This is a genomic window from Alcanivorax sp. DP30, assembly GCF_009882945.1.
GTDB lineage: Bacteria > Pseudomonadota > Gammaproteobacteria > Pseudomonadales > Alcanivoracaceae > Alcanivorax.
Window position 1 is genome coordinate 537732 of the sequence record NZ_WTUY01000004.1, and the last position, 22694, is coordinate 560425.

The following is a 22694-nucleotide window of genomic DNA, read 5'->3' on the forward strand; positions in this document are numbered from 1 at the left end:
CCGATTTTTTCTCCACCCTCACAGTTCGCGCTGATTCACTCTTTGCATGAGTTGTTCAGCGCTTTCCTTGCGCTCGGAGTAACGATTCACCAGGTAATCGCTGCGATCACGGGTCAGGTAGGTAAACTTCACCAACTCTTCCATCACGTCCACGATGCGGTCATAAAACCCCGAGGGTTTCATGCGGTCGTTTTCATCGAACTCCAGAAACGCCTTCGGTACCGAGGACTGATTGGGGATAGTGACCATCCGCATCCAGCGCCCCAGCACACGCAGCTGGTTCACCGCATTGAAGGACTGGGACCCGCCACAGACCTGCATCACCGCCAGGGTCTTGCCCTGGGTCGGGCGAACGGCGCCCAGGGACAGGGGAATCCAGTCAATCTGCGCCTTCATGATGCCGGTCATGGCACCGTGCCGCTCTGGCGAGCACCACACCATGCCTTCACTCCAGGTCACCAGATCGCGCAGTTCCTGCACCTTGGGATGATCGGCGTCTTCGCTGTCCGGCAACGGCAACCCATCAGCATGAAAAATTCTCGTTTCCGCCCCCATGGCCTCCAGCAGCCGCGCCGCCTCCATCACCACCAGACGGCTGAACGAACGCTTGCGCAGGGAACCATAGAGAAGAAGAATTTTCGGTTTGTGAGACGACAGCTGATCACGGAACACTACATCCGGCGTCGGGATTTGAAAGCAGTCTTTTTCCAGGTTGGGGATATCATTCATTGGTACTGAATTCTCCACACAATGGTGGAGATTGCCGAGACAATTTCCACCCTGCGAAAACGCAGAGCTGAAATGGGTGCAACCCCATCTCAGCCTTTTCGATTTTCGCTATTAATTATTCACTATTAACTATTAATTGCCTTTTTCGAACCAGTGGGTTGTGCGATTCACAATCGCCACCAGTGACAGCATCACCGGCACCTCCACCAACACGCCCACCACCGTGGCCAGCGCCGCGCCGGAATTCAGTCCGAACAGGCTGATTGCCACGGCCACGGCCAGTTCAAAAAAGTTACTGGTGCCAATCAGGCAGGCAGGGCCAGCTACGTTATGTTTCAGCCGCAGTCGTCTTGCCGCCCAGTAGGCAATGGCGAAAATGCCGTAGGTCTGAATCAGTAGAGGAATGGCGATCAATACAATCGCCATTGGCTTGGCGATGATGGTTTCCGCCTGGAAGCCGAACAGCAGCACCACTGTTGCCAGCAGCCCCATCACGCTGACCGGCTTGAGATGATGCACAAAACCGGCAACCCGCTCTTCAGAGCCCAACAGTTGCCGGGTAAAGAAACCAGCAATCAACGGCAGCACCACGTACAACACGACCGACAGCATCAGGGTATCCCAGGGCACAGTGATATTGCTGACACCGAGCAGCAGCGCCGCAATGGGCGCGAAGGCAAACACCATGATGATGTCATTCACCGAGACCTGCACCAGGGTGTAGTTGGCATCGCCCTTGGTGAGCTGGCTCCACACAAACACCATGGCGGTGCACGGTGCCACGCCAAGCAGGATCATGCCGGCGATGTACTCGGTGGCGGTTTCCGGCTCCACCCAGCCGGCAAAGAATACCTTGAAGAACAGCCAGCCCAGTGCCGCCATAGTGAACGGCTTGATCAACCAGTTGATCACCAGTGTCAGAAACAGCCCACGCGGATTGCTGCCCACTTTCTTGATGGCATGGAAATCGATCTGGATCATCATCGGATAGACCATGACCCAGATGAACACCGCCACTGCCAGATTCACATGGGCGTATTCGAACGCCGCCACCGCTTCAAACAACGGCGGCAGCCACAGCCCAAGGCCAACACCCGAGGCAATGGCGAAGCCAACCCAGACACTCAGATAACGTTCAAAAAACGGCATCAGAGATCTCCAATTCCCCGGTGAATTTCTTCACCACAGGTCACCAGTCCTTTTTCGTTCAGATCATCCAGCGACACCGCGAACAGGGCACGCAAACGCTTTTCCAGTTGCTGATAAGTGGCCTCAAACGCCGCGGCGATTTCTTCATCCGTGCCGGTGGCGTGGGCAGGGTCCGGTAGGCCCCAATGCAGTTTCGGGGTCTCACCCAACCAGATTGGGCAGGCTTCCCCAGCAGCGCTATCGCAGACCGTGATGATCAGGTCGATGTCTTCACCTTGCAGGTCATCCATGGATTTGGATCCAGGGTTTGCCGGCACGATATCGTGCCGAGCAAGCACGGCCAGGGCACCCGGATTTACCTGACCGGTAGGGTGACTCCCGGCGCTCAGGCCGCGAAAGCGGCCTTCGCCAAGATGGTTGATCAGCGCTTCGCCAATGATTGAGCGGCAAGAATTGCCGGTGCACAGCACCAGAATGGTCAGGGGTTGCAGTTGCATGTCAGTTCTCGCAGCAGGTCGCGACAGATTCACTTAGCGCCAGCGCTTCTCGAGCTGCTGGCACCAGCTGTTCAAGTGTGTGTTTGGCCCAGGCCGGAAGAGCCGGGTTAATCCGGTAATGCATCCAGGTGCCCTGCCGACGTGCGACGACCAGCTCGCATTGGCGCAGCTGGGCAAGGTGCCGGGAAACGGTGGACTGCGGCGCATGGATGGCATCCACCAGATCGCAGACACACACCTCTTCCTGGCCCTGCAACAGACAGATAAGACTGAGGCGAGTGTCATCGCCGAGGCATTTGCACAGTTGCGCAGGAGTAAGCATGAGCATCATTGATCCGTATATTCGGAAATACGAATATTAATGACTCAAGTGACAAGCTTCAAGCTGCAACGCGGGAAGGTTTTGTGACAGCGAAAAATAGGTGGCCGCGCCAAGAGCCCGATATTGCCGTAGGAGCGTCGCTGGCGGCGCGATACAGACCCGTGATCAAAAGCATTTTCACCACAGAGGGCAGAGCTCACAGAGTAAAACCCTCTTTTCTCGGTGAGCTCTGTGGTAAATGTGCCTTTAACGACGTCAGGTTATCGCGCCGCCACCGAGCGTAGCGAAGGAACGCCTGACAAGGCGGCCCCGCAGGGGTGAGCGAAGCGAATAACCGACGCTCCTACGGAAACCCAAACAAAAAACCCGGCCTTTGTCGGGCCGGGTTTCCTTGAAGCTCGCAGCTTGAAGCTGCTTTTATTTCTTCAGCTTGGCTTCGATCTCATCCACGGTGATGTGGCGGACGTCCTTGCCTTCCACCAGATAGATAACCTGCTCGCCAATATTGCGGGCGTGGTCGCCGATACGCTCCAGAGCGCGCAGGGACCAGATGATGTTCAACACCCGGGAAATGGCCCGCGGGTCTTCCATCATGAAGGTCACCAGCGAGCGCATGGCGCTGCGGTATTCCAGGTCCACCTCGTTGTCTTCCGCCGCTACTTCCAGGGCTTTCTTGGCATCGAAACGGGCGAAGGCATCCAGGGTGTCGCGCAGCATGTTGCGAACATGGTTACCAATATGACGCACTTCCACATAACCCCGCGGTGACTCGCCTTCTTCTGCCAGTTGCAGACCCATGCGGGCAATCTTGGCAGATTCATCACCGATACGTTCCAGATCGGACACGGCCTTGGTCACGGCAATGATCAGACGCAGGTCGGAAGCGGCCGGCTGACGCAACGCCAACACCTTGGTGCACTCTTCGTCGATGAGCATTTCCAGCTTGTCGACCTTGTCTTCGGTTTCCAGCACTTTTTCTGCCAGCGCGGAATCCGCCTGCAGCAGAGACTGCAGCGCATCCACCACCTGCTTTTCCACCAAACCACCCATTTCCATCAGGTTGTTACGGATGGATTCCAGCGCTTCGTTAAACTGGGATGAGCTGTGCTCACCAAAATGCATGCGATCCATGTTGCTTTCTCCTCTCCCGCGCTTAACCGAAGCGACCAGTGATATAGGCTTCTGTCAGATCGTGTTCCGGCTTGGTGAACACGGTCTCGGTATCATTCATTTCCACCAGACGCCCCAGATGGAAGTAGGCGGTGCGGTTGGATACCCGCGCGGCCTGCTGCATGGAGTGGGTCACGATAGCAATGGTGTAGGACTCGCTCAGCTCGGCGATCAGTTCTTCGATCTTGGCCGTGGCGATGGGATCCAGTGCCGAACAGGGCTCATCCATCAGCACCACTTCCGGGCTCACGGCAATGGTGCGGGCGATACACAGGCGTTGCTGCTGACCACCGGAGAGACCGGTACCGGGCGAATGCAGACGATCCTTCACTTCATCCCACAGGCCAGCCTTGCGCAGGCTGGTTTCCACGATTTCATCCAGGTCGTATTTCTTGTTGGCCAGACCGTGAATGCGCGGGCCATAGGCCACATTGTCGTAGATGGATTTGGGAAACGGGTTTGGCTTCTGGAACACCATGCCAACACGGGCCCGCAGTTCCACCACATCCAGCTTGGGATCGTAGAGATCCTGGTCTTCCAGATGAAGATTGCCCTTCACCTGACAGATATCAATGGTGTCGTTCATGCGATTCAGGCAACGCAGGAAAGTGGATTTACCACAACCTGACGGACCGATCAGGGCCACCACTTCGTTCTTGCCGATATCCAGACTGACACCATGGATGGCCTGCTTGTCACCGTAGAACACATCCACGTCACGCATGCGCATCTTGGGGGAATCCACGAAGGGAGTCCCGATTGTCTGGTCCGGGTAGCGGGTTGTGTTATCCATTGCCTGTTCACCTTCAATCTGGCCTGCCAGCTTGTCACTGCCCGGCGTCTTTTCGTCAAATTTTTCTGCAGTATCCATGTTTAGAGCCCCTTTAGCACTCATTGTTACCAGCGCCGCTCAAGTCGTTTGCGCAGGAACACCGCCAGCGTATTCATGGCGATCAGGAAGGAAAGCAGCACCATGATGGCCGCCGAAGTCAGCGCCACAAACGACTGCTCCGGACTGTCTGCCCACAGGTAGATCTGTACCGGCAGGACCGTAGAAGGATCCAGCGGCCCACCAGGCACATCCACAATAAAGGCCACCATGCCGATCATCAGCAGCGGCGCGGTTTCACCCAGTGCCTGGGCCATACCGATGATGGCACCGGTAAGCATGCCCGGCAGCGCCAGCGGCAGCACATGGTGCAGCACCACTTGCATGTTGGATGCGCCAAGCCCCATGGCGGCCTGGCGAATGCTCGGCGGCACCGCCTTGATGGCCGCACGGCTGGAAATGATGATGGTCGGCAACGTCATCAGGGTCAGTACGATACCGCCCACCAGGGGGACGGAACGAGGCATACCGAACAGCCCAATGATCACCGCCAGACCCAGCAAACCGAAGATAATGGACGGCACCGCCGCCAGGTTGTTGATGTTCACCTCGATGAAGTCGGTGAATTTGTTTTTCGGTGCAAATTCTTCCAGATAAATTGCCGCCGCCACACCAATCGGGAAGCTGAGCAACAAGGTCACAATCATGGTGAAGAAGGAACCCGTTACTGCACCCCAGATACCCGCCTGTTCCGGCTCACGGGAATCCCCGTGGGTGAACAGGGAACGGTTCCATTGCAGCTCCAGTTTGTCTTCGGCTTCAAAGGTTTCGATCCACTTTCTCTGGTTATCACTGAGGCGCGATTCCAGGCGGTCGTTGTCGCCGGCTTTGACATAGACATCCACATCATCGTCGGCCAGCAACCAGAGTGTACGTGTCTGCCCGATCAAGTCACGATCCTCGCGCAGCATGTCGCGCAGCATGTAACCGGCGCCGGTACTGATCAGCCCATAAAGTTCACGCTTTTCCTGGCGACCCTCTACACCCGGAAATTTTTCCATGAGTGCATCGCGAATCAGGCCATCATAGTTGGCGAAATTCAGCTCTTCCTCATCGCGCAAATCCATGATGTCCAGCGTGTCCTGGTCAAAGGTCACATCCATCTGCACATAACTTTCGAAAAACGCGCTGTGGCCTTTGCCGATGATATCGGTGAACAGCAGCACCAGCGCCATCAGACCAAAGCCGATAGCAGCAATACCATAGGCCTTGAAACGTTTTTCTGCACGGTAACGCTTGCCCAGCGACTTGCGAACCTGTTCGGTAGTCTTGCTCATCTCGAATGCCTCCAGGCGCTAGTCATACTGCTCGCGGTATTTCTTCACGATGTGAAGAGCAACCACGTTGAGCAGCAGGGTGGTAATAAACAGCATCAGACCCAGGGCGAAGGCAGCCAGTGTCTTGGCACTGTCAAATTCCTGGTCACCGGTGAGCAGGGTGACGATCTGCACGGTAACGGTGGTCACTGCTTCCAGGGGGTTGACCGTCATGTTGGCCGCCAGGCCAGCGGCCATTACCACGATCATGGTTTCACCAATGGCCCGAGACGCTGCCAACAAAATGCCACCCATGATCCCCGGCAACGCGGCCGGGAAAATCACTTTCTTGATCGTTTCGGAGCGGGTCGCGCCCAGTCCAAGGGACGCGTCGCGCAGGGCCTGTGGCACGGCGGTAATCACATCATCGGCCAGTGAAGATACGAACGGAATAATCATCACGCCCATGACCAGGCCCGCTGCCAGAGCAGATTCGGACGCCACATTCAGGCCGATGGATTCACCCAGCTGACGAATCACCGGGGCGACGGTCAGTGCCGCGAAAAAGCCGTAGACCACCGTGGGCACACCCGCCAGGACCTCCAGTGCCGGCTTGGCAAACGAGCGCACTCTTGCCGGCGCATATTCGGCCAGATAAATGGCCGACATCAGCCCCACCGGTACCGCCACCAACAAGGCGATGGCAGAAATCAGCAACGTACCCATAAACAGCGGAATGGCGCCGAAGGCCCCTTCCGATGCGACCTGATCAGCGCGCAATGCCGTTTGCGGACTCCACTGCAACCCAAACAGGAAATCCGTGGCCGGCACCTTGCCGAAGAAACGAATGGACTCGAACATCACCGACATCAGGATGCCGACGGTGGTCAGAATGGCGATGGTGGCGCTGAGCATGAACAAGGTCTGCAGCACTTTTTCCACCTGCTGGCGGGCACGCATCTGCGGGGAAATTTTCACCCACCCCCAGGCGGTACCCAGCATCGCTACCACGATCACCACCACGGCCACGGCCATGCTGTTTAGCTCGCGAAGGTTGTTGAGTTTTTCTGCCGCCGCTGCCACTGCCGGAGACACTTCACTGGATGCGATGGCACCGCTGGCCACGTTGCCGATCTGATTCAGCAGCAGATTGGCAGAGGAGGCGTCCGCTGGAAAACTCGCAGCCGGCAGGCTGTCCATCACCATCACCCGGATCAGGGTGTCATCGAAAGCCAGCCATGCACCCAGAATGGCCAACGCCGGGATGGCACACCAGATAGCGGTACGCATGGCATAGTAGAACGGCAACGAATGCAGGTGGCGGATGCCACCCAGCGGCCGTGCCAGGGCAAAGGATCGACGGTGGCCCAGGTAATAGGCCCCGGCGATCATCACCACCAGCAGCAACAGCAGATTCCCGGTTTGCATGGTGTTCTCCGTTTAGGTTTTTTCTCCAGTAAGCGGAGCAATCTTAATGCGTCGCTTACTGCAAAAAAAATGTCACAATCTTGACCGTTGGTTAAAAAGCCCGGCGATGTCACCATCGCCAGGCTGAAAGCATCCCTGCTTTTTCTTCTTCCTGACTTCAGCGCTTAATGAAGATCTTCTTCACCAGTCATGGACTTCAGGCCGCGGGCCTGCTTGGCCATATCCTTGCGCAGATCGTCACCCAGCGGAATCATGCCTTTCTCTGCCAGGTAGCCTTCCGGGCCCCAGGCTTTCTCGCTGGAGAATTCTTTCACGTAGCCCTTGATGCCCGGCACCACGCCTACGTGTGCTTTCTTCACGTAGAAGTACAGGGAGCGGGATACCGGGTAGTCGCCAGAGGCAATGCTGTCGAAGGTCGGCTCAACACCGCCCACGTTAGCGCCCTGTACCTTGCCACGGTTCTGATCCAGGAAGGAGAAACCGAATACACCGAAGGCATCAGGGTTCTTTTCCAGCTTCTGAACGATCAGGTTGTCGTTCTCGCCGGCTTCTACATAAGCACCGTCTTCACGGATGCTGCGGCAGATCGCCTTGTACTTGGACTTGTCCTGCTTCTTCATGTCTTTCAGCCAGGAGAAAGTCTTGCAACCGCCTTCGATGGCCAGCTCGTTGAAGGCATCACGGGTACCGGAAGTGGGCGGTGGACCGAGTACTTCGATCTTGATATTCGGCAGCGCCGGGTTCACTTCTTTCCAGGTCTTGTAGGGGTTGGCGACCAGCTTCTCGCCGCCCTTCGGATCCGGTACTTCCTTGGCCAGGGCCAGGAACAGATCACGCAGGGTAACGTCCATGTGCTTGCCTTTGGCAGAGTTGGCAAACACGATACCGTCATAGCCCACAACCACTTCGGTGATGTCCTTGACGCCATTTTCCTGACACTGAACGAACTCGGACTTCTTCATGCGGCGGGACGCATTGGTGATGTCCGGGTGCTGGGTGCCAACACCGGCGCAGAACAGCTTCATGCCGCCGCCGGAACCGGTGGATTCGATTTTCGGGGTCGGGTTGGAAGAGCTGCGACCGAAACGCTCAGCGACGGTAGTCGCGAACGGATACACCGTGGAAGAGCCCACGATGGAGATGTAATCACGGGTGTCAGCAGTGGCCGGAGCGCTGGCAAAAGCCAGGGCAGCAGCGACGCCTGCAAGGGTTGCTTTAATTTTGACGTTCACAATAAGCCTCCAGGTTACACATGGCACCGGCGATGTTGGTATTTGAATCCACCCCGGTTGGTTCTAACTGTTGCAAGCCAGTTCATGTTTCAGCACGACGCATGCTAGAGAGGGTTTGTGACAGCCACATTACAGGGCCGCTGCAATTCAGCTTTTTTCTTTACCGTCCGCCCAGGACAGCGTTATTTCAGCGATTCAACCCCGGAATAGGCTGTAATAGGGGTGTAGCCCCCGTATAATGCGGCCCACACGGGATCAGACAACAATAACAAGGTGTCATGAAACAAGCCCTCCAACGCTGGCAGCAACGGCTGACCGGCTTCACCCAGGCCATTGGCCGCACCACCGCCTGGCTGGCCCTGCTGCTGGTATTGGGCATGGTATTGGTTGTGCTGCTGCGCTACGGTCTCGGCATCGGCAACATCGCCCTGCAGGAGTCACTCACCTACTTGCACGGCGCCCTGTTTATGCTTGCTATTGCCTATACCCTGGCAGAAGACGAGCACGTCCGGGTGGATGTGCTCTACCAGCGCTTCTCGCCCCGCCAACGGGCCTGGGTCAATCTGCTTGGCACCCTGTTTCTATTGTTACCGGTCTGTGCCGCCCTGTTCTGGCTGTCGCTGGACTATGTGCTAAGCAGCTGGAAAGAGCAGGAAGGCTCTGCCAATGGTGGGCTGCCCTTTGTCTATTTGCTCAAGTCTCTGCTGCTGGTGCTGCCAGCACTGCTTGCGATTCAGGGCCTGGCTGAACTGCTGCGCCACGCGCTGACACTGATGGGCGCGCCCTTACCGGCTCCGCAACAGCACCCGGAGGATGCCCTGTGACGGAGTGGATTCCGCTGTTGATGTTCGTGGTGGTGTGTCTGGTGCTACTCACCGGCTATCCGGTGGCCTTCGCGCTGGGAGGCACCTCCCTGCTGTTTGCCCTGGGCGGCATGCTCACCGGCACCTTCAATCCCGCTGACCTGACCTTCGTGCCTAACCGTCTGTTCGGGATCATCGAAAACACCACCCTGATGGCCGTGCCATTGTTCGTGTTCATGGGCGTGATGCTGGAAAAGTCACGGGTGGCGGAGAACCTGCTGACCAGCATGGGCCGGTTGTTTGGTCCGCTGCCCGGCGGCATGGGCCTTGCCATTATTCTGGTCGGCGCGCTGCTGGCCGCCAGCACCGGCATCGTCGGCGCCACCGTGGTGACCATGGGCTTGCTGTCGCTACCCAGCATGCTGCGTCAGGGTTATCAGCCGCAGCTGGCCACCGGGCTGATCTGCGCCACCGGCACCCTGGGGCAGATCATCCCCCCCTCCATTGCTCTGGTGCTGCTGGGTGATGTGCTCTCCAATGCCTATCAGGAAGCCCAGCTCAAGCAGGGCCTGTGGTCCCTGGATACGGTCTCCGTGGGCGATCTGTTTGTGGGCGCCCTGATCCCCGGCCTGATACTGGTAGGGCTTTATTTATTGTATGTATTGGCCATCAGCCTGTGGAAACCCCATCTGGCTCCCACCATGGGCGGCGGCGATGACACCCCCTTGTCCTGGGCCCACGTGCTGCGCGGACTAGTACCGCCATTACTACTGATTCTTGCGGTGCTCGGCTCCATTCTTGCCGGCAAGGCCACCCCCACCGAAGCGGCCGGGGTGGGTGCTTTTGGTGCCCTGCTGCTCGCCGCCTTTAACCGGCGCCTGAGCGTGGGCATTGTCGGCGAGGTAGTACGCAGCACCAGCCGGGTCACCGCCATGGTGTTCATGATCCTGATTGGTGCCAGCCTGTTTTCGCTGGTGTTTCGGGGCTTTGGTGGCGAGGAAGCGGTACACGGCCTGTTCGAGGCCATGCCCGGCGGCGTGATTGGCGCCACCCTGATGGTCATGCTGCTGATTTTTCTGCTTGGCTTTATTCTCGACTTTATCGAGATTACTTTCGTGGTGGTGCCGATTGTTGGACCAGTATTGCTGGCCATGGGCCTGGACCCGGTATGGTTGGGCGTGATGCTGGCCCTGAACTTGCAAACTTCGTTTCTGACCCCACCCTTCGGGTTCGCGCTGTTTTATCTACGAGGCGTGGCCCCGGCGGAGGTTGAGACGGCCCAGATCTACCAGGGCGTGGTGCCCTTTATCGTTATACAGCTTCTCATGCTGGCTATACTGGCCCTGTTCCCGGCACTGGCCACCTGGCTACCAGACCTGCTGTACAGCTAAAAACAATCGCTGAAGTCAGCCTGACAATGACGGATAACAAGACATGACTGATCATACCGACGACACACCGCAGCCCATTGGCAGCCTGGCCATTCAAACCATTGCCATGCCCCAGAGCGCCAACTGGAATGGCGACATTTTTGGTGGCTGGCTGGTATCCCAGATGGACCTGGCCGGTGCTGTCACGGCGCGGAAAAAAGCCCGTGGCCGCGTCGCCACTGTAGCCATCGATTCCATGGCGTTTCTGCGCCCGGTGCCAATCGGTGCGGTAGTGAGTTGCTACACCCGGCTGCAGGACATCGGTCGCACGTCCATGCAGATTCTGGTGGAAGTGTGGATTCGTGAAGACACCGGCACCCTGTCGAAAGTGACCGAAGGGCACTTTACCTTTGTGGCCATCGACGAGACCGGTCGTACCCGGGCAGTGCCAAGGGATTAGCCAGGCCTGACGCAGGCGCACCGCTGGCGGCGCGCCTACGGCCGGGATTCGGTTTTCTGCAGGAGCACCGTTTGAGGTGCGAACCGAGCGTAGCGAGGCGACGAAGCTTCTACTTTTGCCGCCGTTTCTGGAATCCTTACCTCGCTTGAGCTCGGATCGCGTGCAGGCACGCTCCTACAGCGGCTTCGTAGAAACCACGAAATTCCGGGAACTTTTCCGCCTTTCTCAATCCAATCAGCGTAGCTTGTAGCTTGTAGCTTGTAGCTTGTAGCTTGTAGCTTGTAGCTTNTGTAGCTTGTAGCTNCACTGCGCACATTCAGGTACGGCTGCTCTGCCACACCCATGTACTGCACAGACTCATCGCGGAATTGGCGGTAGGAATCGTAAACCTTGCGGGCGTCCTTGTTGTCTGCCACCAGCGCTTCGATCACCTCGTCACTGGCGTCCTTGAGGGCCTTGAGCACATCATCCGGGAGACGGCGCAGTTTGGTACCGTGCTTGTTGACCAGCTCATTGAGCGCCGCGTTGTTGCGGGCGGTGTATTCGTCGAGCATGTCCTGGTTTTCAGACTGGGCTGCATAGCGGATGATCGCCTGCAGGTCCGCCGGCAGACTGTCCCATACCTGCTTGTTGATGGTCAGTTCCAGGGTAGGGCCCGGCTCCTGCCAGCCCGGGTAGTAGTAGTACTCAGCCACACGGTGCAAACCAAACGTCAGGTCGTTGTAGGGCCCCACCCAGTCCGCGGCATCAATGGCACCGGTTTGCAGCGAGGTGAACACTTCCGCGCCGGGCAGCTGCACCGGGGTAGCGCCCACCTTGGCCAGCACTTCCCCGGCCAGACCAGGCATGCGCATCTTGAGCCCTTTCAGGTCCTCGACACTGTTGATTTCCTTGTTGAACCAACCCGCCATCTGGGTGCCAGTGTTGCCACAGGCAAAGGGCTTCAGGTTGAACTGGGCGTACAGTTCATCCCACAACTCCTGGCCACCACCATGATGTAACCAGCCATTCATTTCCTGGGCGGTCAAACCGAAAGGCACGGCGGTAAAGAACGGGGTCGCCGGGTGCTTGCCCTTCCAGTAATACGCGGCACCATGGCCCATCTCCGCACTGCCCTGACGTACCGCATCGAACACTTCAAAGGCTGGCACCAGTTCCTTGGCGCCGTACACCTTGATCTTGATGCGGCCGGCGGACATTTCTTCCACCCGCTTGGCGAAGCGGTTGGCACCGGCACCCAGACCGGGGTAATTCTTCGGCCAGGTAGTCACCATCTTCCATTCGTAGGTCTGCGGTACCGGTTTCTTCTTTTCCGGCTCCCCGGCGGCAACCTGGCCATCGGCCGGCGGGCAGTCTTTCTGTTCGCAGCCGGCCAGAGCCATGCCACCCAACCCCAATCCCAGGGCAGAAACAAATTTACGACGGTCCAAGAGCTATCCTCCGTGGTTGGGCAGCAGTGCTCGGCCACCCTGTAGTTCTTTTCTGGCGGGTCGGACGTCAAACCCGCAGCTACGCATGTTGTTGTGTCAGCGTCAGACATTCGTCGTCCGACGTCAGACTTTCTTCAAATCACCTCAAGACGCGCGTACTGGCTGACCAGCCATTTGGTGCCGGCGCCATCGAAATTGATCTGCAGCCGCGCATTGGGGCCCTGGCCCTCGAAGTGCAGCACGGTGCCTTCCCCGAATTTGGGATGCAGCACCCGGGCACCCAGCACGATGCCATTGGATTCGGTCTCACGGATTGGCGTGCTGCCGCCACCCATGGGGCGGCTGAAGCCGGCCCGGGCACGGATCTCTTCCATGGCGTCGGCGGGAATCTCGCGCAGAAAACGACTGGGCGGATTGTAGTTCTCGTTGCCATAAAGGCGACGACTTTCCGCATGGGTCAGGTACAGCTCGCGCATGGCGCGGGTCAGCCCCACGTAGCAGAGGCGACGCTCCTCGGCGAGACCACTGGGGTCCTCACTGGATCGTTGATGCGGGAACAGTCCCTCTTCCATGCCACAGATGAATACCACCGGGAACTCCAACCCCTTGGCGGAGTGCAGGGTCATCATCTGTACAGCATCTTCATGGGCCTCAGCCTGTCCCTCACCGGATTCCAGCGCTGCGTGGTCAAGGAAGGCCGTAAGGGAATCCATTTCCGAGTCTTCGTCTTCCTCACCAAATTCCCGGGTGGCGGATACCAGTTCGCGCAGGTTTTCCAGCCGCTGCTGGCCCTTCTCACCTTTTTCCTTGCCGTGGAAAGCGACCAGGCCGCTGGCCTCAATCACATGCTCGGCGGTCTCACCCAGGTTCAGGCCATCGCATTGCTGTGCCAGCTGCTCCACCAGATTGACGAACACCGCCAGGGCATTGGTGGCTCGTGAGGTCAGTAATTGCTCACCGATGATGGCCTGGGCGGCATCCCACAATGAAACACCACGGTGGCGTGCCACCTCGCGCAGGGTTTCCAGGGTCTTGTTGCCGATGCCACGGGTCGGAGTGTTCACTACCCGCTCAAACGCGGCATCCGAATGGCGGCTGCTGATCAGGCGCAGGTAGGCCAGGGCATTCTTGATTTCCAGTCGCTCGAAAAAGCGCTGCCCCCCATAGATACGGTAGGGAATAGCCGCCTGCAGGAAGGCTTCTTCCAGCACCCGGGACTGGGCGTTGGAACGGTACAGCACCGCCATTTCCCGGCGCGCGGTGCCTTCCTGAAACAGCTTGTCCACCCGCCCGGCAATAAAGCGGGCTTCATCCACCTCGTTGAAGCCGGCGTACAGACGAATCGGGTCGCCGTCGCCGCCCTCGGTCCACAACTCCTTGCCGAGGCGATCGCTATTGTTGTCGATCACCGCATTGGCGGCCTTGAGGATTGTGCCGGTGGAGCGGTAGTTCTGCTCCAGGCGAATGGTGCGGGTATCCGGGAAATCGCGGCTGAACTTGTGGATGTTCTCGATCTTGGCGCCGCGCCAGCCATAGATGGACTGGTCGTCATCGCCGACGATGGTCACGGCGTTGTCATCACAGGCCAGCAAGCGCAGCCAGGCATACTGGATGCTGTTGGTGTCCTGGAACTCGTCCACCAGGATATGGCGGAAGCGGCGCTGGTAATGGCCACGCAGACTGTCATTGTCGCGAAACAGTTCCAGCACCCGCAGCAGCATCTCGTTGAAGTCCACCAGGCCGCCGCGCTCGCAGGCTTCTTCGTAGCCTGCGTAGATCTTCTGCATGGTCTGGGCGAACAGGTCACCATTGGCGTCCATGTGTTTGGCGCGCAGCCCTTCGTCTTTCTGGCTGTTGATAAACCAGGTGGCCTGGCGAGCCGGCCAGCGCTGGTCATCCAGCCCCAGCTCCTTGATCACCCGCTTGATCAGCCGCAGCTGGTCGTCGGAATCGATAATCTCGAATCCCTGCGGCAGCCCGGCCTCCTGCCAGTGAGAGCGGAGCAAACGGTGGGCAATACTGTGGAAAGTCCCCACCCACATGCCTTCTGAAGACATATCCAGCAGCTGCTCGATACGGCCACGCATTTCAGCGGCGGCCTTGTTGGTAAAGGTCACCGCCAGAATGCCAAAGGGCGAGGCCTGCTCGGTGGCAATTTGCCAGGCAATGCGGTGCACCAGCACCCGGGTCTTGCCCGATCCGGCGCCGGCCAGTACCAGCAAATGGCGGTCATCGGCCGCCACCGCATCGCGCTGGGCCGGGTTCAAACCATCAATAAGGGAAGTCACGTCATCCATGGCGCGGGAGTTTACCAGAATGTGGGCCCGGGGAGACGATCGATGCGCTCGACCCATACGCTTCATCCATTGTGTTCGATAAAGGCTGTTCCCCTCCCCCGTCCCGGTGGGTACACTGAGAAACAAAAACACTCGGCCACAAGGCCAGAGGATAAAAACAAGGTGTCTTTGCAGTCTCCGAACAACCGTACCTCTGCCCCCTTCAAGGGCATATTGACTGAACAGTGCCAACTGCTGTTTAGCGGCATCCTTGTGCTATTTATTCTCGAAACCGCCAGTGCGGTAGTGCTGGCATCCTTTTACTGGAACAGCCCGGTACCCCAGTCCCTGATGGTTGGATGGCTGGCATTGTTCAGCCTGGTTCAAGTGATCAGGGTTCCGCTGCTACTGATGGCCCGCCAGAAACTGATCCGGGATGAAATCAACGCCAGCTGCCGAACGGCACTGTCTGCGCTGGCCCTGAGCACCCCGCTACTGATCGGCATGGCCGGTTACCTGTTCAACCCGGCGGAGCTGCTGTTCCGCCCGGATATGCTCAGCATTCAGCTGCTTTGCGCAAGCATGGGGCTGGGCCTTGCCACTCTGGCCCTGGCGGCCTACAGCAGCCATTTTCCCACGGTATTTCTCTATCTCATCATGTTGCTGGGGCCCATTATGGTCCGGCTTTCGCAAACCCAGGCCGAGAGCGAACTGTCACTGCTGGTCATGATGATGGTGCTCGGGCTGTTTTTCCTGCTGGCCGCCCGCCGCATTCATAACACCGGCCACCAGGCCATGATGCTGCAAGCCAGCAACCGTTCCCTGATTGATTACCTGAACCGGGCGCGCAGCGATGCCGAATCCCTGAACGAGAAGCTGGCCCAGGAAATCTACGAACGAAAAGAAGCCCGTCAGCGCTTGCAGGAAACCAACGAACGGCTGGAAACCATGGTGGCCGAACGTACCAAGGCCCTGGAGGAATCCAACCAGGCCCTGGGCGCCACCGGCGAACGTCTGGAGCTGGCACTGGAAGCCAGCAACATCGGCCTGTGGGACTGGATGCTGGATACCGGCCGCAACTATCACACCAATTTTGACCGTCTTCTGGGTTACGACAGTGCCTACTTCAAGAACTTCTTCGGCGACCTGGAAACCCTGGTTCATCCCGACGACCTGACCCGGGTACGCCGGGCCATGGTGTCCCACTTCAAGGGCGAGAGCGACCGCTACCATGCGGTCTACCGGCTGCGCCATGCTGACGGTAACTGGCGCTGGATCGAGGACGATGGCCGCGTGGTGCGCTGGTCAGAAAAGGGCCGCGCCACCCGCATGATTGGCACCCGCCGGGATATCACGGAAGACCGCCAGGCCCAGGAGCAGCAGCGGCTGGCCGCCACCGTGTTTGAAAATGCCCCGGAAGGCATCTTCATTCTTGATCACCGCTTCCGTTTCCTGGCCGTCAACGCCCGTTTCGAGCAGATCACCGGCTATTCCGAGTCCATGGTGCTGGCCAAGCAGGTGCTGGAACATGAAGAAACCCACCCCAACCGCGAAACCTACGTCGAAATCACCAACGCCCTGAAAGAAAGCGGTTTCTGGGAAGGGGAAATCAATGAAAAGCGCCGTAATGGTGAGTCGTTCCCCGAATGGCTTCAGATCAGTGCGGTACGCGATGAGCAAAAGCGGGTGATTCGTTACGTGGGCATGATCTCGGATCTGACCACCCGCAAGGAAACCGAACAGCAACTGCAGTTCCTGTCCAACTACGATCGACTCACCGGCCTGGCCAACCGCTCCCAGTTCCGCGAGCACCTGCACAAGTCGCTCACCCTGGCGCGTCTGAACCGGGAAAAAGTGGCGTTGCTGATGATCGATCTGGACCGCTTCAAGCCCATCAACGAATCCCTGGGCCACGAAATTGGCGACCGCCTGCTCAAGGCCGCCGCCGAACGGCTCAGCCACTTTGCCGGTGAGGAAGAACACCTGGCCCGGGTGGGTGGCGACGAGTTCACCCTGCTGGTGGAGAAGTACACCAACGAAGGCGCCATCAGCCAGCTGTGCCAGAAACTGGTCAACGCCATGAAAAAGCCGTTCCATATCGACGGCCACGAGCTGCTGCTGGGGGCCAGTATCGGTATCAGCGTGTTCCCGGACAGCGCCAAGGAAGCGCAGAGCATGATCAACCAGTCCGACATGGCGGTGTATCAGGCCAAGCGCAGCGGCGGCAATAATTTCCAGTTCTACCGCAGTAACATGCGCGTGGCTTCGGTGGAACAGTTGGCACTGGAAACCAGCCTGCGAAAGGCCATCTTCAAGAACGAGTTTGTGGTCTATTACCAGCCCAAGATGGAGCTGGCCAACAACCGCATTACCTCGGTGGAAGCCCTGGTACGCTGGCAGCACCCCACCATGGGCCTGATCCCACCGTCCGAATTTATTCCGCTGGCCGAGGAAACCGGCCTGATCTCCGCCATTGGCGAGCTGGTGCTGGAGCGCTCCTGTCGCCACGCTCACAAGTGGTACAAGCAAGGGCTGGGAGACATCACCGTGTCCGTCAACCTGTCTGCCCACCAGTTCCGCAAGGGCAATGTGGCAGAGATCGTCGACCGGGTACTGTCCAGCACCGAGCTGCCGCCGCAACTACTGGAACTGGAGCTCACCGAAAGCCTGATCATGGAAGACATGGAGCAGAACATCGAAATGCTTCAGCAACTGCGCAAGCGCGGTATCGAGCTGGCACTGGATGACTTCGGCACCGGTTATTCCTCGCTGAGCTATCTCAAACGCTTCCCGGTGGACACCCTGAAGATCGACCGCTCCTTCATCATGGACCTGGACAAGAGCCCCGACGATGCCGCCATCACCCGCGCCATCATCGACATGGCCCACAGCCTGCAGATGAACGTGGTGGCCGAGGGTGTCGAAACCGAAGAGCACCTCGCCATCCTCCGCGACATGTCCTGCGACACCATCCAGGGCTTCCTGATCAGCAAACCGGTCCCGGAAGAAGAGCTGGTCGAGTTGCTGCATACGCAGGCGTACAGAAGGGCAATTGATAGTTAATAATGAATAATTAATAACTCACGGGGCCGCCTTGGCTGGCCCTCCAATGCAAGAGGCCGCGCCCACAGTTCAGGCGCAGCCTCTTGCATTGGAAAATCAAACAACACGCATTCGCGCCGTTATTAATTATTCACTATTAATTATTAATTATTAATTAAGCAGTTCCAGCGTCTCCTCCGCCTCAAAGAACCCCGAAAGGTGCCTGCGCAGCCACTCTTCCAGCAGTCCTTCCTGACGCAGTTTTTCGATGATCGGGGGGCCGAAGCGACGGGCATCGTCCAGCATCAGGGCGCGGGTCACGCCCAGCTCCTGCAGCAGGTCCACCAGGCTGGTGTCGCCGTACTTCTCGAAAAAGGCATTCACCCCGGATTCCAGCAGGCTGTTGAAGTAGTCCGTATGACGCAGCTCGCGCCAGTACTCGAAGCCGATTACGAACAATTCCTGGATATCCTCGCTGCTGAGCAAGTCGCGCAGCTCTGCCACCGGGCGCTGGGCAAAATCCTGCCACCCCACCAGAACCAGCTCCCGCAATTCATCCAGGTTCTCGTCCCGGTACAACCAGGGATCACTGAGCAGCTGTTCGGTGCGGCGCAGCAGCCATTCCTGCATGCGGGTATCCAGGCTGTTCACCCAGCGCTCCGGCAAACGGCGACTGAACTGCTCCCGCAGTGCCACGGGCATACCCTGATGCAACAGGGTCTTGAGACCCATCTGCGCGCCCCCAGCCAGCAGCGCCAGCAGCACCGGATTCCGACCCAACCAGGCCATGCCCTGACGGGAAAGGGGAATTTCCAGCACCTTGTCCAGCAACGCCATGATCACATCTTCGTCGACCACATCGGCAATCAGGCGCTCACTGTCCACCGCCTGCTCATAGAACTCCTCGACCATGTCGCCCACCAGTTCAGGGATGGCCCCGCTGATATCCATCTCACTGGCATATTTGTGCGCGGTTTCCTGAATCTGCTGTGCAGAGACCCAGTCGTTCAAGGTGTACCCCGATGCCTTCTCCAACAGGAAGTCCAGTTCTGCCTCAAGAAAACCATCCAGCTGGGCTGGCGCCAAGCGCGCCAGCAGGTAGTCCACCAGGCCATCCAGCAGGCGGTTCGCTGTATCGCGGGGAGTTGTCGTCATTTGTGTCAGTCCTGAGTGAAAAAGTCCTTGATGCGGGCCTTTGCCATTGTATCATTGGTTGATGTAACAGTTATGGAGGTACGCAATTATGGCGGTCTCAATTCTGCCCATTCGTCGCAATCTGAAGTTCAACCTGAACCCGGCCAAGGCGCTTACCTGGCATCAGGACGGGCTCAATGTCAGCCAGTTCCTGAACACCATGAGCCTGTTTTTCCCGGTGGGTGAACGCTTCTTTATCGACAGCGTACGCAAATACCGTGACCAGATCACGGATCCTGAACTGCAAAAGGCAGTGACCGCCTTTATTGGACAGGAAGCCATGCACGGTCGTGAGCACGACGAATATAACAACTTCGTCGCCGACGCGGGCGTCCCGTTGCATGCCCAGGAAGCGGTGGTCGAAAAACTGCTCAAGACCGTCCAGGACTATACCCCGGATGCCTTCCAGCTGGCTGCTACGGTAGCACTGGAACACCTGACCGCCATCCTCGGCGGCGGCCTGCTGGACCTGCCCGAAATCATGGAAGGCTCCGACGAAGGCTACAAGGCTATCTGGAACTGGCACGCTCTGGAAGAAACCGAACACAAGGCGGTGGCCTTTGACGTCTACACCACCGTCATCGGCGACGACAGCAATGTGGGCGCCTATGCCCTGCGCACCACCTCACTGGTGGCGGCCACCGGCATCTTCTTCGCCCTTATGATTCCGTTCTATGTTCACAACGTGCGCATCCGCGGCGGCCTGTTTGACCTGAAAGGCTGGCGAGCCGTGGCCAAACACACCTGGGGCAGGAAAGGCATCTTCCGAAACATCACCAAGCCCTGGTTCGACTGGTTCAAACCCGGCTTCCACCCCTGGGACCATGACAACCGCGAACAGCTGGAGAACTTTGAAGCCCTGCTTGGCGACCTCCTCCGCGACGCGGCATAAGCGTTCAACATCACCTAGCTCTCCCTTTTCTATGGTGATTCTGGGCCGGCACTTTGTGCCGGCCCTTTTTTTGTTGAACGTTTTACGTTCAACATTGAAAAGGGGCCTGAAGACAGGCGGTTTGTGTTACGGGCCGCGTGTCAGCCACCATCCTGGCTGGCCACCACGCGATCGTCCGTGAGACGGATATTCCCCGCCGGTGCCTGCCCTTCCCGGTCTTCGCCGAAGTACAACGTGGTATGCGGGAACGGAATCTCGATGCCGGCCTTGTCAAAGTAGATTTTCACCAGCCGGTTGAAGGCGCGGCCCACTGCCCACTGATTACCCGGGGTGGTCTTGATCACCACCCGGATATTCACCGAGCTGTCGGCCAGAGCCGTTACCCCGGCCACGGTCATGGGCGCCAGGATGTTGTCCCTGTGATCGCCTTCCTTGAGGGCCTCGAAGGCCGCTTCCAGCTGAACGATGGCATCGTCGATGTTCTCCCGGTAGGCGATACCGTATTCACCCACGTGGTTGCCGTAATCACGGGTGAAGTTGGACACCGCGTCAACGGAAGAGAAAGGCACAATATGGTAGGTGCCATACAGGTCCCGCAACGCCACCGAACGAATCCCGACCCGTTCCACGGTGCCGGAGTTGCCGCCGACGGACACGAAGTCCCCGGTATTCATGGCATTCTCCACCTGGATGAAGACCCCGGTAATCACATCCTGGACCAGCTTCTGGGCCCCAAAACCAATGGCCAGACCCAATACACCTGCCCCGGCAATCAACGGCCCGATATCCACGCCCACCTCGGACAGCACGATCATCACCGTCATGATGATGATGGCAATGGCGAGCGTGGTATGGAACAGCCCCAGCAGGGTTTCCCCCCGTGCCGCCTGGGCCGCCGTGCTGTTTTCGTCCGGACTGAACTTGTGCTCCACCAGGCTGGCCAGCCCCACCCACACCGCAGCAGACACGGCCAGAATAATGAGAATATCCAGCAAGGCAGAAACCGTCTGGCTACCGGCCGGCGTGGCGTACCAGGAAGACAAGTCATAGAGCCTCCAGGCATCCAGCGAGACCACTGCCACCAGCACCAATATCAGGGTACGGATCACTTTCAGGGCCGTGGGGACGTAAGTATTCAACCGTGCCTGTAACCGCGGCATGCTGGCATTCAGTCGCTCGGGCAGCTGGATTTGCTGGCCAATAAGCTGGCCCAGAGCCACCGACACCAGCAGACCCGTCCCCACGTAAATCAGCGTTTCCAGGGTAGCCACTGCCACATAAGGTAAAGCGGTTTCCGGGTTCAAGACGGTGACCGCAAACACCACCACCGCATAGCCCAGGGCCAGCCAGTGCCAGGTGCGCGACAACAGAAGCAGCAGCAGCCGGATGGGTCCGTAAGCCTGGTTGGCTCGGGTTTCAAGAGCCGTTCGCAAGCTGGCTCGACTGCGCATTATCACCCCCGCTGCATAGAGCAACGCCACAATCATGATTAGCGTACCGGCACCACTGCCAAGGGCTGGCGACATGTTGTAGTTCAGCACGGGAACCAGCACCAACATACCGTAGCCGATCAGGCCCGCCTCCCGGGCCAGGAAACGGTTACAGTAACGGGCCTGCTGGGCCGACACCGGCAAGAGTCTCAAGCCTTCGAACCGTGAGGAAAAGAACATCCGCATGGCCGCCTTTGCCAGCTCGACGATCAGGAAAGCATTAAGGAAAAGCGCAAGGCGTGTGGCATCCGCGCCCAGTTGCTCAGTGAGCAGGGGGGCCAGAAAAGTACCCGCCAAATAGGCGACCACCACCACGGCCACATCGAGCAAGGCGGCGGCTGCCACTGCCACAGCGGTTCGCAGGATAGCCAGCTTCCGAGATCCGGCCAGCGCCCAGCGACTGAGCCCCCCGAATGCAGACCCGACAAGCGCCCGCAGGCTCCAGAAGACCGCAAAGGTCACAACAATCAGGATGGCGATGTTAATCAGGGCTGCCGTGACAGCCTTGATATCGAAGGGAGTGGTTGTCATGGCTTGGTCTGGCGCTCCACCGTCTTCGCCAAACCATCCGGAGACCAGGCCAGCCACGGCCGCGAATTGCCGGCCCAGATCCCCCGCAAGGTTACCCGTGGCCGACGCCATACGACGCGCCAGAGAAACCTGTTGCGCAGTCTGACCGCTGGGCGCCCCCTCGGCGATTTCCGCCGCAGGGACCTCACCGGCAACACCCAGCGGCTCCGGCCCTGCAGCCCCCTCAAGTCCACGCAATTGATCGATAAGAATCTGACGGCGGGCATCATCTTCAAGCGAGTCCGCAAGATCACCGTATTGGGCTGCAGAGGGTGAGGTCGGTTCTGCATAAACCGAACCGGTCCACAGGACGGACAATATCAATGGAAACAGCACAATCAGTGTGCGGAGAAAAACGGGCAAAACGCGCACAAACAACTCCTTACCCCAGTTGGCGCCCGGGAAATGATTTATGAAAGTCATTCAGGTGCCACCGTAACAATCCCCCAACGTCCCGTTGTGAAAATCACGCGAAACCTCTGTGGCCGCTTTGTA

At 58.5% G+C, this 22694-nt stretch carries 17 protein-coding genes and 1 pseudogene; 5 read left to right on the plus strand and 13 right to left on the minus strand.

Annotated elements, in window-relative coordinates:
* Positions 1-18: 18 nt before the first annotated feature.
* The 9 genes from arsH to GQF00_RS08895 form a co-directional block, all read right to left on the minus strand.
* Positions 19-729, minus strand: a complete 711-nt coding sequence (gene arsH, locus GQF00_RS08855) for an arsenical resistance protein ArsH (RefSeq protein ID WP_161318794.1) — start codon at positions 727-729, stop codon at positions 19-21.
* Positions 730-861: 132 nt separating this feature from the next.
* Positions 862-1878 carry an ACR3 family arsenite efflux transporter gene (gene arsB / locus GQF00_RS08860; protein ID WP_161318795.1) on the minus strand — a complete coding sequence of 339 codons (1017 nt, stop codon included), beginning with the start codon at positions 1876-1878 and terminating at the stop codon, positions 862-864.
* Positions 1878-2375 (minus strand): arsenate reductase ArsC, encoded by a 498-nt coding sequence (locus GQF00_RS08865; protein WP_161318796.1) that lies wholly within the window; start codon positions 2373-2375, stop codon positions 1878-1880. Before GQF00_RS08865 ends, arsB begins: the two co-directional genes overlap by 1 nt.
* 1 nt (position 2376) lies before the next feature.
* Positions 2377-2697: a metalloregulator ArsR/SmtB family transcription factor gene (locus tag GQF00_RS08870; protein ID WP_161319209.1), complete on the minus strand. Its 321-nt coding sequence runs from the start codon at positions 2695-2697 to the stop codon at positions 2377-2379.
* 417 nt (positions 2698-3114) lie between these two features.
* The gene (gene phoU, locus GQF00_RS08875; RefSeq protein ID WP_161318797.1) at positions 3115-3828 is read right to left on the minus strand and encodes a phosphate signaling complex protein PhoU; all 714 of its coding nucleotides are present in this window, start codon (positions 3826-3828) and stop codon (positions 3115-3117) included.
* A 22-nt stretch (positions 3829-3850) separates the two neighbouring features.
* Positions 3851-4660: a phosphate ABC transporter ATP-binding protein PstB gene (gene pstB, locus GQF00_RS08880; RefSeq protein ID WP_202560471.1), complete on the minus strand. Its 810-nt coding sequence runs from the start codon at positions 4658-4660 to the stop codon at positions 3851-3853.
* Positions 4661-4764: 104 nt separating this feature from the next.
* Entirely contained in the window at positions 4765-6033 is a 1269-nt protein-coding gene (pstA, locus tag GQF00_RS08885) for a phosphate ABC transporter permease PstA (protein WP_161318799.1), read from the minus strand.
* Positions 6034-6051: 18 nt separating this feature from the next.
* Complete coding sequence (pstC, locus tag GQF00_RS08890; RefSeq protein ID WP_161318800.1) at positions 6052-7440, minus strand: phosphate ABC transporter permease subunit PstC; 1389 nt, start codon at positions 7438-7440, stop codon at positions 6052-6054.
* Positions 7441-7604: 164 nt separating this feature from the next.
* Positions 7605-8672: a substrate-binding domain-containing protein gene (locus tag GQF00_RS08895; RefSeq protein ID WP_370519476.1), complete on the minus strand. Its 1068-nt coding sequence runs from the start codon at positions 8670-8672 to the stop codon at positions 7605-7607.
* A 278-nt stretch (positions 8673-8950) separates the two neighbouring features.
* Between GQF00_RS08895 and GQF00_RS08900 the strand changes: the two genes are divergently transcribed.
* The 3 genes from GQF00_RS08900 to GQF00_RS08910 are packed head-to-tail and all read left to right on the plus strand — an operon-like array spanning position 8951 to position 11305.
* Positions 8951-9496 carry a TRAP transporter small permease subunit gene (locus GQF00_RS08900; RefSeq protein ID WP_161318801.1) on the plus strand — a complete coding sequence of 182 codons (546 nt, stop codon included), beginning with the start codon at positions 8951-8953 and terminating at the stop codon, positions 9494-9496.
* A gap of 20 nt (positions 9497-9516) precedes the next feature.
* On the plus strand, positions 9517-10866 hold the full coding sequence (locus GQF00_RS08905) for a TRAP transporter large permease subunit (protein WP_161319211.1): 1350 nt from the start codon (positions 9517-9519) through the stop codon (positions 10864-10866).
* 43 nt (positions 10867-10909) lie between these two features.
* Positions 10910-11305 (plus strand): acyl-CoA thioesterase, encoded by a 396-nt coding sequence (locus tag GQF00_RS08910; RefSeq protein ID WP_161318802.1) that lies wholly within the window; start codon positions 10910-10912, stop codon positions 11303-11305.
* 305 nt (positions 11306-11610) lie between these two features.
* On the opposite strand, the pseudogene GQF00_RS08915 reads toward GQF00_RS08910, so the two are convergent.
* Positions 11611-12735, minus strand: a pseudogene (locus GQF00_RS08915) (TRAP transporter substrate-binding protein); the annotation flags it as partial.
* A 134-nt stretch (positions 12736-12869) separates the two neighbouring features.
* Positions 12870-15032 (minus strand): DNA helicase II, encoded by a 2163-nt coding sequence (uvrD, locus tag GQF00_RS08920; protein ID WP_161319212.1) that lies wholly within the window; start codon positions 15030-15032, stop codon positions 12870-12872.
* 162 nt (positions 15033-15194) lie between these two features.
* Between uvrD and GQF00_RS08925 the strand changes: the two genes are divergently transcribed.
* Positions 15195-18074 carry a GGDEF domain-containing phosphodiesterase gene (locus GQF00_RS08925; RefSeq protein WP_161318803.1) on the plus strand — a complete coding sequence of 960 codons (2880 nt, stop codon included), beginning with the start codon at positions 15195-15197 and terminating at the stop codon, positions 18072-18074.
* A 150-nt stretch (positions 18075-18224) separates the two neighbouring features.
* Here the strand turns inward: GQF00_RS08925 and GQF00_RS08930 are convergent, their stop codons facing one another.
* The gene (locus GQF00_RS08930) at positions 18225-19208 is read right to left on the minus strand and encodes a hypothetical protein (RefSeq protein WP_161318804.1); all 984 of its coding nucleotides are present in this window, start codon (positions 19206-19208) and stop codon (positions 18225-18227) included.
* 88 nt (positions 19209-19296) lie between these two features.
* On the opposite strand from GQF00_RS08930, the gene GQF00_RS08935 reads away from it, so the two are divergent.
* Positions 19297-20139 carry a metal-dependent hydrolase gene (locus tag GQF00_RS08935; RefSeq protein ID WP_161318805.1) on the plus strand — a complete coding sequence of 281 codons (843 nt, stop codon included), beginning with the start codon at positions 19297-19299 and terminating at the stop codon, positions 20137-20139.
* 140 nt (positions 20140-20279) lie between these two features.
* On the opposite strand, the gene GQF00_RS08940 is transcribed toward GQF00_RS08935, so the two are convergent.
* Positions 20280-22622 carry a mechanosensitive ion channel domain-containing protein gene (locus GQF00_RS08940; RefSeq protein ID WP_161318806.1) on the minus strand — a complete coding sequence of 781 codons (2343 nt, stop codon included), beginning with the start codon at positions 22620-22622 and terminating at the stop codon, positions 20280-20282.
* Positions 22623-22694: the final 72 nt, after the last annotated feature.

Excerpts from the sequence above, each read along its gene's own strand:
- arsH (WP_161318794.1), bottom strand. The coding sequence starts at position 729 with ATGAATGATATCCCCAACCTGGAAAAAGACTGCTTTCAAATCCCGACG.
- GQF00_RS08905 (WP_161319211.1), top strand. The coding sequence starts at position 9,517 with ATGTTCGTGGTGGTGTGTCTGGTGCTACTCACCGGCTATCCGGTGGCC.
- phoU (WP_161318797.1), bottom strand. The coding sequence starts at position 3,828 with ATGGATCGCATGCATTTTGGTGAGCACAGCTCATCCCAGTTTAACGAA.
- pstA (WP_161318799.1), bottom strand. The coding sequence starts at position 6,033 with ATGAGCAAGACTACCGAACAGGTTCGCAAGTCGCTGGGCAAGCGTTAC.
- GQF00_RS08940 (WP_161318806.1), bottom strand. The coding sequence starts at position 22,622 with ATGACTTTCATAAATCATTTCCCGGGCGCCAACTGGGGTAAGGAGTTG.
- arsB (WP_161318795.1), bottom strand. The coding sequence starts at position 1,878 with ATGCCGTTTTTTGAACGTTATCTGAGTGTCTGGGTTGGCTTCGCCATT.
- GQF00_RS08865 (WP_161318796.1), bottom strand. The coding sequence starts at position 2,375 with ATGCAACTGCAACCCCTGACCATTCTGGTGCTGTGCACCGGCAATTCT.
- pstC (WP_161318800.1), bottom strand. The coding sequence starts at position 7,440 with ATGCAAACCGGGAATCTGCTGTTGCTGCTGGTGGTGATGATCGCCGGG.
- GQF00_RS08910 (WP_161318802.1), top strand. The coding sequence starts at position 10,910 with ATGACTGATCATACCGACGACACACCGCAGCCCATTGGCAGCCTGGCC.
- pstB (WP_202560471.1), bottom strand. The coding sequence starts at position 4,660 with ATGGATAACACAACCCGCTACCCGGACCAGACAATCGGGACTCCCTTC.
- GQF00_RS08870 (WP_161319209.1), bottom strand. The coding sequence starts at position 2,697 with ATGCTTACTCCTGCGCAACTGTGCAAATGCCTCGGCGATGACACTCGC.
- GQF00_RS08935 (WP_161318805.1), top strand. The coding sequence starts at position 19,297 with ATGGCGGTCTCAATTCTGCCCATTCGTCGCAATCTGAAGTTCAACCTG.
- GQF00_RS08900 (WP_161318801.1), top strand. The coding sequence starts at position 8,951 with ATGAAACAAGCCCTCCAACGCTGGCAGCAACGGCTGACCGGCTTCACC.
- uvrD (WP_161319212.1), bottom strand. The coding sequence starts at position 15,032 with ATGGATGACGTGACTTCCCTTATTGATGGTTTGAACCCGGCCCAGCGC.
- GQF00_RS08930 (WP_161318804.1), bottom strand. The coding sequence starts at position 19,208 with ATGACGACAACTCCCCGCGATACAGCGAACCGCCTGCTGGATGGCCTG.